Origin of the sequence: Cognatilysobacter xinjiangensis (genome assembly GCF_014651995.1) — a bacterium.
Classification (GTDB): Bacteria; Pseudomonadota; Gammaproteobacteria; order Xanthomonadales; family Xanthomonadaceae; genus Cognatilysobacter; species Cognatilysobacter xinjiangensis.
Map to the genome: position 1 here is coordinate 978434 of NZ_BMXY01000001.1, position 13188 is coordinate 991621.

Annotated in this window: 9 protein-coding genes; 5 read left to right on the top strand and 4 right to left on the bottom strand. The window is 67.8% G+C overall.

Annotated features, from left to right (window positions below):
- Window positions 1–35: 35 nt before the first annotated feature.
- Together clpA and clpS are read right to left on the bottom strand one after the other, a co-directional pair.
- On the bottom strand, window positions 36–2315 hold the full coding sequence (gene clpA / locus IE066_RS04615) for an ATP-dependent Clp protease ATP-binding subunit ClpA (RefSeq protein ID WP_189447240.1): 2280 nt from the start codon (window positions 2313–2315) through the stop codon (window positions 36–38).
- A gap of 62 nt (window positions 2316–2377) precedes the next feature.
- Window positions 2378–2710 (bottom strand): ATP-dependent Clp protease adapter ClpS, encoded by a 333-nt coding sequence (gene clpS, locus IE066_RS04620; protein ID WP_189447243.1) that lies wholly within the window; start codon window positions 2708–2710, stop codon window positions 2378–2380.
- A gap of 175 nt (window positions 2711–2885) precedes the next feature.
- On the opposite strand from clpS, the gene IE066_RS04625 reads away from it, so the two are divergent.
- The 5 genes from IE066_RS04625 (at window position 2886) to IE066_RS04645 (ending at window position 10032) form a co-directional block, all read left to right on the top strand.
- The gene (locus IE066_RS04625; protein ID WP_189447245.1) at window positions 2886–3365 is read left to right on the top strand and encodes an NUDIX hydrolase; all 480 of its coding nucleotides are present in this window, start codon (window positions 2886–2888) and stop codon (window positions 3363–3365) included.
- Window positions 3362–4477 (top strand): tRNA 2-thiouridine(34) synthase MnmA, encoded by a 1116-nt coding sequence (mnmA, locus tag IE066_RS04630; RefSeq protein ID WP_189447247.1) that lies wholly within the window; start codon window positions 3362–3364, stop codon window positions 4475–4477. The genes IE066_RS04625 and mnmA overlap by 4 nt, the downstream gene beginning before the upstream one ends.
- A complete protein-coding gene (gene hflD, locus IE066_RS04635) occupies window positions 4474–5127 on the top strand; it encodes a high frequency lysogenization protein HflD (RefSeq protein WP_189447249.1) in 654 nt (217 codons plus the stop codon). The genes mnmA and hflD overlap by 4 nt, the downstream gene beginning before the upstream one ends.
- A 123-nt stretch (window positions 5128–5250) precedes the next feature.
- Entirely contained in the window at window positions 5251–8013 is a 2763-nt protein-coding gene (gene acnA, locus IE066_RS04640; protein ID WP_189447251.1) for an aconitate hydratase AcnA, read from the top strand.
- A gap of 336 nt (window positions 8014–8349) precedes the next feature.
- Window positions 8350–10032: a long-chain fatty acid--CoA ligase gene (locus tag IE066_RS04645; RefSeq protein WP_189447254.1), complete on the top strand. Its 1683-nt coding sequence runs from the start codon at window positions 8350–8352 to the stop codon at window positions 10030–10032.
- Window positions 10033–10356: 324 nt separating this feature from the next.
- Here IE066_RS04645 and IE066_RS04650 read toward each other — a convergent pair whose 3' ends face one another.
- Together IE066_RS04650 and IE066_RS04655 are read right to left on the bottom strand one after the other, a co-directional pair.
- Window positions 10357–12105, bottom strand: coding sequence for an Hpt domain-containing protein (locus IE066_RS04650; RefSeq protein WP_189447256.1), 1749 nt, complete (start codon window positions 12103–12105; stop codon window positions 10357–10359).
- Window positions 12102–13154, bottom strand: coding sequence for an HD domain-containing phosphohydrolase (locus tag IE066_RS04655; RefSeq protein WP_189447258.1), 1053 nt, complete (start codon window positions 13152–13154; stop codon window positions 12102–12104). Before IE066_RS04655 ends, IE066_RS04650 begins: the two co-directional genes overlap by 4 nt.
- Window positions 13155–13188 lie beyond the last annotated feature (34 nt).

The following is a 13188-nucleotide window of genomic DNA, read 5'->3' on the forward strand; positions in this document are numbered from 1 at the left end:
CGGCCGCCTTTTTGCGTTTCAGGCTGGCGACGCCGTCAGTTCTCGACGGTCGCCGGCAGCAGCTTCTCCGGCTCGGCCTTGGCGTCCACGACGAGCTTGTCGTCCTGCACGTCCACCGACACGCGGCCACCGTTCACCAGCTTGCCGAACAGCAGTTCGTCCGCGAGCGGGCGCTTGATGTTCTCCTGGATGATGCGGGCCATCGGGCGCGCACCCATCTGCGGATCGAAGCCGTGCTTGGCGAGCCAGTCGCGGGCCTCCGGCGTGGCGTTGAGCGTGACGTTCTTCTCGTGCAGCTGGGCCTCCAGCTCGATAAGGAACTTGTCGACCACGCGGAGGATGTGATCCATGCCCAGCGGCTGGAACTGCACGATCGCATCCAGGCGATTGCGGAACTCCGGCGAGAAGCTGCGGCGGATCACCTCCATCGCATCCGAGGCATGGTCCTGTCGCGTGAAGCCGATCGAACGGCGGGACGCCTGGGCGGCACCGGCGTTGGTCGTCATCACCAGGATCACGTTGCGGAAGTTCGCCTCGCGACCGTTGGTATCGGTCAGCATGCCGCGGTCCATCACCTGCAACAAGATGTTGAAGATGTCCGGATGCGCCTTCTCGATCTCGTCGAGCAGAAGCACGCAGTGCGGCGTCTTGACGATCTTTTCCGTCAGCAGGCCGCCCTGGTCGAACCCGACATAGCCCGGCGGCGCGCCGATCAGGCGGCTCACCGAATGCGCTTCCATATATTCGGACATGTCGAAGCGCACCAGCTCGATGCCTAGCTGCATCGCGATCTGCTTGGTCACCTCCGTCTTGCCGACGCCGGTGGGACCGGCGAACAGGAAGTTCGCGATCGGCTTGTCCGGATTGCCCAGGCCCGAGCGCGCCAGCTTGATCGCCGAGGTCAGCGAGTCCACGGCCTGGTCCTGGCCGAAGATCACCATCTTGAGGTTGCGCTCGAGGTTGCGGAGCACGTCCTTGTCGGTCGCCGTGACCTGCTTGGCCGGGATGCGCGCCATCTTCGCGATGATGGTCTCGACTTCCTCGACGTCGATGACCTGCTTGCGCTGGTCCTCGGGCAGCAGGCGCTGGCGGGCGCCGGCCTCGTCGATGACGTCGATGGCCTTGTCGGGCAGCAGGCGGTCGCCGATGTGCTTGACCGACAGATCGACTGCGGCCTGGATGGCATCGTCCGCGTAGGACACGCCGTGATGCGCCTCGTACTTGGGCTTGAGGCCCTTGAGGATCTCCACGGCCTCGCTCACGGTCGGCTCGACGATGTCGATCTTCTGGAAGCGACGTGCCAGCGCGCGGTCCTTCTCGAAGATGCCGCGGTATTCCTGGAACGTGGTCGAGCCGATGCAGCGCAGCTCGCCCGACGACAGCGCCGGCTTGATGAGGTTGGACGCGTCCATCGTGCCGCCCGACGCCGAGCCGGCGCCGATGATGGTGTGGATCTCGTCGATGAAGAGCACCGCGCCGGGGATCTTGCGCAACTGCTGCAGCACCGACTTAAGGCGCTTCTCGAAATCGCCGCGGTACTTGGTGCCTGCGACCAGCGCGCCCAGGTCGAGCGAGAAGATCGTGGCGTCCTGCAGCACCTCGGGCACGTCGCCATCGACGATGCGCTTGGCCAGGCCTTCGGCGATCGCCGTCTTGCCCACGCCGGCCTCGCCGACGTAGAGCGGATTGTTCTTGCGGCGCCGGCAGAGCACCTGGATGGTGCGCTCGACCTCGTCCGCACGACCCACCAGCGGATCGATCTTGCCGTCGCGGGCCTGCTGGTTGAGGTTGGTCGCGAACTCGGTGAGCGCGTCCGACTTGCCCTCGCTCTCGCCGCCCTCGCCGCCGCCCTGATTCTCCTCGCGCCCCGACTCCTCGCCGCCCTGCTTGCTGATGCCATGCGAGAGGTAGTTGACGACGTCGAGCCGCGCGATGTCCTGTTGGTTCAGGAAATACACCGCGTGCGAGTCCTTTTCGCCGAAGATCGCCACCAGCACATTGGCGCCGGTGACCTCCTTCTTGCCGGACGACTGCACGTGGTAGACCGCGCGCTGCAGCACGCGCTGGAAGCCCAGCGTCGGCTGCGTGTCGCGGTCGCTCTCTTCCGGCAGCACGGCCACCGAAGTGGAGATGGCCTCGTCAAGCTCGCGGCGCAGGCGCGGCATGTCGGCCTCGCAGGCCCGCAGCACGCCCTCGGCCGAGGGATTGTCGAGCAGCGCCAGCAGCAGGTGCTCGACCGTCATGAATTCGTGGCGAGCCTCGCGGGCGCGCTTGTAGCACTGCCCGATGCTGTACTCGAGATCCTTGCTAAACATTTGGAAGCCTCCGAAGCGTCTGCGATGCAAGATGGGGTCCGGCACCGCGGTTTAAACCGCTTTTAGGCCTTTTCCATCGTGCACAACAAGGGATGCTGGTTGAGCCTTGCGTATTCGTTCACCTGCGACACTTTCGATTCGGCAATCTCGCGCGTGAAAACCCCGCAAACGCCACGGCCGCGGGTGTGCACGTGGAGCATCACCTGGGTGGCGTTTTCGATATTCAAGGCGAAAAACCGCATCAGAACGTCCACGACGAAATCCATCGGCGTGTAATCGTCGTTCAGCAAAAGCACCGAATACATCGGCGGTGGCGCGACTTCCGGCCGGCCGGTTTCCACGGCGAGCCCGTGCTGGCCGTGATGATCCTGTTCGTGCGGGGAGTGATTCGGCATGCGTCCAGTATAAGTCGCGTGACGTGGACGTCCGCGGCGCGGCGCCGGCAGAATGCCGCTTTGGATTCATGGGAATGATCATGCTGCCCTCGCCGATCCGCACCGTTCCGGGCACGGCACTGTGCATCCCGCGCGTCGCGCGCGATGCGACCGTCCGCTTCGCCGGGTCGCGCCGGTGACCGGAGGCGAACGCGTGTTCCAGCCCGACGTCACCGTCGCCACGATCGTCATCGACGGCGGCCGCCTGCTGATGGTCGAGGAGGACGTCGCCGGGCGCGTGGTGATCAATCAGCCGGCCGGCCACCTCGAGCCGGGCGAAAGCATCGTCGACGCGGCGATCCGCGAAACGCTCGAGGAAACCGGCTGGGACGTCCGGCCGAGGGCGTTCGTCGGCGCCTATCGCTGGACGGCGCCGTCGGTGAGCCTCGGCGGCGAGGAGCGCACCTATGTCCGCTTTGCCTTCCTCGCCGAGCCGCTGCAACACGACCCGCGACGTCCGCTCGATCACGGCATCGTGCGCGCCGTCTGGATGACGCCCGCCGAACTCCAGGCGGAGTACCCGCGCCACCGCAGCCCGCTGGTCTGGCGCGTGGCGGCCGACGCGCTCGCGGGCCGGCGCTTCCCGCTCGACGTCGTGCAGTCGCTGGGCGGATGACCGGCGCGCGCACCATCATCGGCATGTCCGGCGGCGTCGATTCGTCGGTGGCCGCGCTGCGCCTGCGCGACGCCGGCGAGCCGGTGGCCGGGCTCTTCATGTCGAACTGGGCCGACGACGGCTCGGGCGACTGCCGCGCCGAGGACGACCGCCGCGATGCGGTCGCGGTCTGCGGCCGGCTCGGGCTGCCGATCCACTTCCGCGATTTCTCGCGCGAATACTGGGCGGGCGTGTTCGAGCACTTCATCGCCGAGTACGCCGCCGGCCGCACGCCGAATCCCGACGTTCTGTGCAACCGCGAGGTCAAGTTCAAGCACTTCCTGGACGCCGCGCGCGAACTCGGCGCCGAGCGGATCGCGACCGGGCATTACGCACGCGTCGACCGTCTCGACGGCCGCTGGCGGCTGCTGCGCGCGCTGGACCGGTCGAAGGACCAGACCTACTTCCTGCACCAGCTGGGCCAGCTGCAGCTCGCGGCCACGGTGTTCCCGCTCGGCGACCTGCCGAAGACCGAGGTGCGCCGCATGGCCGCCGACGCCGGGCTGCCCACGGCCGCGAAGAAGGATTCGACCGGCATCTGCTTCATCGGCGAGCGCGACTTCCGCGAGTTCCTCGGCCGCTACCTCCCCGCCCGCGAAGGCGAGATCCGCACGCCGGACGGCCTGTCGCTGGGCCGACATCAGGGCGTCTTCTTCTACACCCTCGGCCAGCGCGAGGGCCTCGCGATCGGCGGCGTGCGCGGCCGCGACGCCGCGCCCTGGTATGTGGTCGGCAAGGATGTCGCCCGCAACGTGCTCTACGTCGAGCAGGGCATCGACAACCCGTGGCTGATGTCGACCCGGTTGCGCAGCGAGGCCGCGCACTGGATCGCCGGCGCGCCGCCCGCCGCCGCCTTCGGATGCACGGCGCAGACCCGTTACCGTCAGAATGACGAGGCCTGCACGGTCCGCGTCGGCGGCGACGGACGCCTCGACGTCGTCTTCCAGCGCCCTCAGCGGGCGGTGACGCCCGGCCAGTCGCTGGTGCTGTACGCGGGCGACGAATGCCTCGGCGGCGCCGTGATCGAATCCACCGACGCCCCCCTCGAAACTGCACGGATGGACGCAGCATGACGCGCACCACGTCCGAAATCGCCGCCTCCCTGGCCGGCGTCGAACCGATCTATGACCGCGTGCTCGCGCTCGCGGGCCTGCTGCAGGCGCTCGCGCAGGTGCGTCGCATCGCCGACACCGGCGAGGCCAACGAAGAGATCCTCGCCACCAGCATCGAAACGCTGTTCCGCTTCGACGCGCGCACCACTGCAGACGTCTACGGCGGGCTGGACAAGGTTCGCCCCGGCCTGGAACTGCTGCGCTCGTACCTGGCGGGTGGGCTGGACGACGCGGTACTGCCGCGGCTGGCGATGTCGGTACTGCAGCTGGAGCGCCGCTTCGTGCGCGACAGCGGCATGGTGTCGCGCGTGCGGCAGGGGCTCGAGCAGATCGCGCACCGGACCGACCTCTACGGGCCGACCCACCCTGACCTGATCGCGCCGATCGGGCAGCTGTATTCGCAGACGCTGAGCACGCTGCGCCCGCGCGTGCTGGTGCAGGGCAATCCGCACTACCTCGGCCAAGCCCGAGTCGTCGCCGAGGTGCGCGCGGTGCTGCTGGCGGCCGTGCGCTCGGCCGTGCTCTGGCGGCAGCGCGGTGGCAGCCTGTGGGACTTTGCGTTCCAGCGTCGCGCGATGCTCTCGGCGGTGGACGCGCACCTCGGCCGGTGATGTCCGTACGACCCCGTTTGCGGCATAATTAGCCGGTTTTCCCGCAGCGATTCGTTCCGGCTGGCGCATGCCGCCGATGCAGACCGCCGCGTCCCCTGCCGCCGCAGCCTCCACGGAGCCCTCATGGCCGACTCCTTCGCCACCCGCGCGCAGCTTGCCGTCAACGGCAAGTCGTATTCCTACTTCAGCCTTCCGACGCTGGGCCAGCGCTTCAACCTCGCGCACCTGCCCTACTCGATGAAGATCCTGCTGGAGAACCTGCTCCGGCACGAGGACGGCGTGACCGTGCTGCCAGAGCACATCGAGGCCGTGGCGAGCTGGGATCCGAAGACGGAGTCCGAGACCGAGATCGCCTTCATGCCGGCGCGCGTGGTGCTGCAGGACTTCACCGGCGTGCCCTGCGTGGTGGACCTCGCCGCGATGCGCGACGCCGTCACCAAGCTGGGCGGGTCGCCGAAGCAGATCAATCCGCTGATCCCGTCCGAGCTCGTCATCGACCACTCGGTGCAGGTGGACGTCTATGGCCGCCCGGACGCGGTCGACATCAACGGCCAGATCGAGTTCCAGCGCAACGCCGAGCGCTACGGCTTCCTGCGCTGGGGCCAGAAGGCTTTCGACAACTTCAAGGTCGTGCCGCCGAACACCGGCATCGTGCACCAGGTGAACCTCGAGAACCTCGCCCGCGTGGTCGTGGAGCGCGAGGTCGAGGGCGAGCTGCAGGCGTTCCCGGACACCGTGTTCGGCACCGACTCGCACACCACGATGATCAACGGCATCGGCGTGCTGGGCTGGGGCGTGGGCGGTATCGAGGCCGAGGCCGCGATGCTCGGCCAGCCGTCGTCGATGCTGATCCCGCAGGTCGTCGGCTTCAAGCTCACCGGCGCGCTGCCCGAAGGCACCACTGCCACCGACCTGGTGCTGACCGTCACCCAGATGCTCCGTGCGCTTGGCGTGGTCGGCAAGTTCGTCGAGTTCTTCGGCCCGGGCCTGCAGCACCTTCCGCTGGCCGACCGCGCGACGATCGCGAACATGGCGCCGGAGTACGGCGCCACCTGCGGCATCTTCCCGATCGATGCCGAGGCCATCAATTACCTGCGTCTGTCGGGCCGCAGCGACGAGCAGATCGCGCTGGTCGAGACCTACGCCAAGGCGCAGGGCCTGTGGCACGACGCCTCCACGCCGGAGGCGCAGTACTCGGCCGTGCTCGAGCTGGACCTGGGCGACGTCAAGCCGTCGCTCGCCGGCCCGAAGCGTCCGCAGGACCGCGTGCTGCTGGAAAAGGTCAAGGACAACTTCCACGCCAACCTCGGCGGCCTGACCGCCAACCGCGAGGCGAAGAAGTCCGAGCTCAAGCGTTTCGACGCAGAAGGCGGCGACCAGCCGCAGGCCGACACGCTCGCCGCGTCGCCGCGCTCGAAGATCCGCATGAAGGACCAGGACGTCGAGCTCGTCGACGGCGCGGTCGTCATCGCCGCGATCACCTCGTGCACCAACACGTCCAACCCGGCAGTGATGCTCGGCGCCGGCCTGCTCGCCCGTAACGCGGCTCGCCTCGGCCTGAAGAGCAAGCCGTGGGTGAAGACATCGCTCGGCCCGGGCTCGCTGGTCGTGACCGATTACCTGCGCAAGGCCGGCGTGCTCGACGATCTCGCGAAGCTCGGCTTCGACGTAGTCGGCTACGGCTGCACCACCTGCATCGGCAACTCCGGCCCGCTGCCCGAGGAAGTCTCGCGCGGCATCGCCGAGAACGACCTCGTGGTGACGTCGGTGCTCTCGGGCAACCGCAACTTCGAGGGCCGCGTGCACCCCGAAGTGAAGATGAACTACCTCGCCTCGCCGCCGCTGGTGGTCGCCTACGCGCTGGCCGGCACGGTCGAGATCGACCTGACGAACGATCCGATCGGGCACACCGACGACGGGAAGGCGGTGTACCTGCGCGACATCTGGCCGTCGAACAAGGAGATCGGCGACACGATCGCGGCGACCATCGGGCCGGAGCTGTTCAAGCAGAACTACGCCGACGTCTTCAAGGGCGATGCGCGCTGGAACCAGATCGCCTCGCCGGAAGGCGAGTCGTTTGCCTGGGACGCGGGGTCGACCTACATCAAGAACCCGCCCTACTTCGACGGCATGTCCATGCAGGTCGGCTCGATCGACGACATCGCCGGCGCCCGCGTGCTCGGCCTGTTCGGCGACTCGATCACCACCGACCACATCTCGCCGGCCGGCAACATCAAGAAGGACTCGCCAGCCGGCCGCTACCTGATGGAGCGCGGCGTGCAGCCGGCCGACTTCAACAGCTACGGCAGCCGTCGCGGCAATGACGACGTGATGGTGCGCGGCACCTTCGCCAACATCCGCATCAAGAACCTGATGCTCGGCGGCGAGGAAGGCGGCAACACGCTGTACTTCTCGAACGACGGCTCGACGCAGCCGGAGAAGCTGGCGATCTACGACGCGGCCATGAAGTACAAGGCCGACGGCGTGCCGCTGGTCGTGTTCGCGGGCAAGGAATACGGCACCGGTTCGTCGCGCGACTGGGCGGCCAAGGGCACCAACCTGCTGGGCATCAAGGCGGTCGTCGCCGAGAGCTTCGAACGCATCCATCGCTCGAACCTGGTCGGCATGGGCGTGCTGCCGCTGCAGTTCATGCCGGGCGAGAACGCGAAGGTGCTGGGCCTCGACGGCTCCGAGACCATCGCGATCGAAGGCCTGCAGGACGGTGCGAGCAAGACCGCCACCGTCGTTGCCAAGCGCGCCGATGGCTTCGAGAAGCGCTTCGAAGTGCGCGTGCTGCTGCTGACGCCGAAGGAAGTGGAGTACTTCCGCCACGGTGGCATCCTGCACTACGTGCTGCGCCAGCTCGCCGCCAAGAAGGCGGCCTGAGGCGACGCCCGCCGGTGACGGCGGGCATGGCCATTCCCCGCGCGGAGAAGATCCGCGTGGGGAGTGTTCCGCACGACGCGACGCGGCGAATCGCCGCGCGCGAGGCCGCATAACGCGGCGAAGCAATCACTGCCGTGGCCGTCAGGCTGAGCCGCCGGTGCGTTCCGATGCCCGCGCGTCGCTATGCCGGCGGGCTCACGGACGTCCCCGATCCGCGGTGCCATTTACGTTGCAGTGCGCCTTGCGACACCCGCATGGCCATGCTCCAATCCAGCGACCGTACGCTGCCGCACCTCGCGGCGCGTCGAAAAGCCGCTAAAAACAAGGGGAAATCGCATGACGCATGACCGGCCCTGGCTGGCGAGCTATCCCGCCGGTGTACCGGCCGAAGTCGACGTGGATGAGTACCCGTCGATCGTGTCCGTCCTGCAGGCCGCGCTCGCCAAGTACCGCGATCGACCGGCCTTTTCCAGCCTCGGCAAGACGATCACCTACGCCGAGGTCGACAGGCTGAGCGCCAGCTTCGCGGCCTACCTGCTCGGCGAGCTCAAGCTCAAGCGCGGCGACCGCGTCGCGATCATGATGCCGAACTGCCTGCAGTACCCGATCGCGCTGTTCGGCGTCCTGCGTGCGGGCCTGACGGTCGTCAACGTCAACCCGATGTACACCGCGCGCGAGCTGCGCCACCAGCTCGACGACGCGGGCGCGACCGTCATCCTGGTGATGGACAACTTCGCGCACACCGTGCAGGAAGTACTGCACGAGACGCCGGTGAAGCACGTCATCACCACTGCGCTCGGCGACCGCCTCGATTTCCCGAAGCGTGCGATCGTCAACTTCGTGGTGCGCAACATCAAGAAGATGGTGCCGGACTACGACATTCCGCATGCGGTTCGCTTCAACGACGTCATGGCTGCCGGCGCGAAGCTGCCGTTCTCCGATGCCGACGTGCAGATCGAGTCCGGGGACATCGCGTTCCTGCAGTACACCGGCGGCACCACCGGCATCGCCAAGGGCGCGATGCTCACGCACCGCAACCTCGTCGCCAACATGCAGCAGGCGTCGGCCTGGCTCGGCGACAACGTGCGCGCCGGCGAGGAAACGATCATCACCGCGCTGCCGCTGTATCACATCTTCGCGTTGACGGCGAACGGGCTCGTCTTCATGAAGATGGGTGGACTCAACTACATGATCACGAACCCGCGCGACATGAAGGGCTTCGTGAAGGAACTGCAGAAGACCCGGTTCACCGCGATCACCGGCGTCAACACGCTGTTCAACGGCTTGCTCAATACGCCCGGCTTCGACCGCGTCGATTTCTCGAAGCTCCGCCTCACGTTGGGGGGCGGCATGGCGGTGCAGCGCGCCGTCGCCGAGCGCTGGAAGCAGGTGACCGGTTGCACGCTGGTGGAGGCCTATGGGCTGACGGAGACGTCGCCCGCGGCCTGCATCAACCCGATGGATCTCAAGGACTACAACGGCTCGATCGGCCTGCCGATCCCGTCCACGGACGCCTGCGTGAAGGACGAGGACGGCAACGTACTGCCCGTCGGCGAGATCGGCGAGCTGTGCATCCGCGGCCCGCAGGTGATGCGCGGTTACTGGAACCGTCCCGACGAAACCGCCGCGGTGATGGATGCGGACGGCTGGTTGCATACCGGCGACATGGCGCGCATGGACGAGCGCGGTTTCTTCTACATCGTCGATCGCAAGAAGGACATGATCCTCGTGTCGGGGTTCAACGTGTATCCCAACGAGATCGAGGACGTCATCGCGATGATGCCGCAGGTGCTCGAAGTGGCCGCCGTCGGCGTTCCGGACGAGAAGTCGGGCGAGGCGGTGAAGGTCGTGATCGTGCCGAAGGATCCGTCGCTGACCGCCGAGCAGGTGATCGCGCACGCGCGCGCGAACCTCACCGGGTACAAGCGCCCGCATTACGTGGAGTTCCGCAAGGAACTGCCGAAGACCAACGTCGGCAAGATCCTTCGTCGCGAGCTGCGCGAGAGCGCGACCGCCTGAACATCGTCGCACCCAAATGAAAAGGGCCCGCTTCGGCGGGCCCTTTTTCGTCGCGCCTGCGGCTGCCTGTTGCCGATACGAGGCGTGCCTTCGGCTCGGTCGTGCTTGGCAAATCGTCCTCCAGGACTGCGACGGAATGCGTAGGACGCTCGTCCGTAGGCCGAACGCGCACGGACCCTGTGCAGGCGCATACGAAGCAGCTCGATCAGTCGGTCGCGACCGTCGGCATCCGTTCCTGCGTACGGTGCGGGGAAGCCGCGCAATCGCCACTGTCGCGGTGAGGCCCGACTTGCGCACCACCGGCAGCGGTGCCCGCCGTTTGATTCAATCCGAGCGCGAGGCCGGATCGCCAACGCCGTATCGATCGAGGCGCGCATCGAGCGCGCGGCGTCCGTCCTCGAGCCGATCGCGAAGCGTCGCGATGTGGTGGCGCCATTCGCCCGCGAGTTGCCAGTCCGGCGCGCGCACGACCTCGCCGGCCAGCCGCGAAAGCTTCGTGAGGCCGACGTTGCCGGCGACGCCGCCGATGGCGTTCGCGTGCTCTCGGACCTGCGTCCAGTCGCTGCGCGAGGCGGATTCAGCCAGCAGACCCAGGCTGCGGCTGGCATCCGCGAGGCACTCGGCAATGAATTCGCGCTCGAACGCCTCGCCCATTCCGATCGACGCCAGCTCGTCGAGGACGGCCGGATCGAACTCGATGTCGTCGACGCGTCCCGGCATATTCGAGTGTGGTGCGCTGCCGTGCCGCCCGCCACTGCCGATCTCGGCCAGCGCGTCCAGCAGGCGTGTCGTGGACGCGGGTTTGGCGAGTACGCGCCAGACAGCCGCGGCCTCGCCCGGGGGAAACGCCTCCGACTCCGGGACGTCCGCGAAAACCAGCAACGGCGTGCGCACGCCTGCAGCGTCACATTCCCGATCGAACGCAGCCGCGGTGGTGACGTCCGCAATCACCAGGTCGAAAGGCGTGCGAGCGAGTGTCGCGGCGATGTCGTCATCCTCGGCCACGCACGCGGCACGATGCCCGGCCTTCTCCAGCAATCGCTGGATTGTCGCCCTGTGCGCGGTGTCCCGATCCGCAATGAGCACGTGCAGGCTGCGTACGCGCGAACGGTGGCGCAGGAAGGGATTGCCGAACGCGATGACGTTGGCGCCGAGCACTCCCGACCGGGGCGCCGCGGCGCCGGTCCCGATCAGCGGCGCAGGGTCGCGCGCGTTCCCCGACGAAGCGCCGCGCGAATCGCATCCGCCCTGCTCGCCCAGCGACCCCGGAACACTCTCGCTGTCACGCGCCTTGGCGCGTGACGCACCTGTCGAGTCGGCGACTGGCGTGGCGATATCGCCCACCTCGTTGACGAGGGCCTGAAGCGCACGCGTGGTGCCCCGGATCGCGTCAAGCCGCTCTCGCTGGGCGGCGTCCATCGAAGTCTTGCACAGGTCCTCGACACTGCCAGCCAGCCGCTTGAGCGGTGCGCCGAACTCTTGCGCGATGCCTGCGAGAAGGCGGCTCTTCGCCTCGCTCTCGCGATGCGTCTCGATGCTGGTCCGCCTGAGTTCTTCCGCCAGGCCCATCAGGTACAGCGGGATGGCCGCGAGTGCTGCGAGAAGTCCGAGTCCCAGCGGAAGATTGGCGCGCCAGTACGGCGAGAGCGCGAGCACCAGGCCGAACGACACGAGCGCCGCCGCGATCGCGGCAGCGAGGTACCGGCGGCCGAATCGCAGCCCGTTACCGATCGTCACCCACATTACGAGTACGTAGACCCACGCCAGCGGCTCGCCCGCACGGATCATTACCGCGGCCATGAGGCCGTAGTCGGCCACCATGCCGGCCGCGCGTCGGACGTCGCTGCGCGCGGGGGCCACGAACAGCCAGCCGAGGATCAGCGCGCCGGAAAGCAACCCGGCGAGCACCATGGGCACGGCGTTCGCATAACCATCCCGGCCCATCCCGGATGGACCGGACAGCAGGTAGACGAGCACCACGCCAAGCACGCCTATGCGTACCAGTGCCTGCCCGTGTTCGGTGTCACCGCGTGCCGCGAAGCGCCCGCGGACGCGTCGCAGCAGCGCGCTCACGCGCGTCGGCTCCCGACCTCGCGGAAGTTCTCGCAGAGCGCCTCGAGCTGCCGGCGCGCCGATACCAGCGCCTGCACGCACTGCGGATCGAACAGACGGCCGCGCTGCGCATAGAGATGCGCGAGTGCGGCGTCGATCTCCCAGGCGTGCTTGTAGGGCTGCTCGGAGATGAGCGCGTCGAATACGTCCGCCACCGCGACGATGCGCGCCTCCAGCGGAATCTCCTCGCCCGCCAGCCCGTTCGGATAGCCGCTGCCGTCCCAACGCTCGTGGTGCCCCAGAGCGACGCGTGCGGCCAGCTCGAGGAACTGCGTGCCGCTCCCGGAAAGCAGCTCGTGCCCGATCTCGGGATGCCGCCGGACCAGCGCACGTTCCTCATCGGATAGCGGGCCCGGCTTGTGCAGCACGGTGTCGGGCAGCGCGATCTTGCCGATGTCATGCAGCGGCGTCGCCTGCTCGAGCAGCGCGGCCTCGTCCTCGAACATGCCGACGCCGCGCGCGATCAGGCCGACCACCGCGGCCATACGCTGCAGGTTCGGGTGCGTGGCGCCGTCGCGATATTCGATCGCGCGCGCCAGGCGGGTCAGCATCTGGCGCTCGCGATCGGCGATCTGGTGCAGCGTGGTCTGCAGGCGGTGCTCGAGCGAGAGCGCCCGCTGCTTCACCGTCTCCGACTGCTGGCGCAGCTGGAGCAGGTTGCGACAGCGCGCACGCAGCTCGCGCGGTCGGACGGGCTTGACCAGGAAGTCGATGACGCCGGCGTCGAGTGCGGCCTGACGGATCGGCTCGTCGCCGACGACCGTAACGAGGATGATCGGAATGTCGCGGTGTTGCGGCAGGCGCCGGAAGCGCCGCGCGAATTCAAGCCCGTCGATGCCCGGCATGCGGTAGTCCAGCAGCAGCAGGTCCGGGTCGTGGGCGGCGCACCAGTCCAGCGCAGCCTGGGGCTCGCCGAAGTCGTGGACGCTCAGCTCGGCACCGATGTCCTCGATGATGTGGCGCAGCATCGTACGTGCGCTGGTCTGGTCATCGACGATGACGACGTTCATTGGACCATCCGTTGGCAATCACCTGTACGGCGGC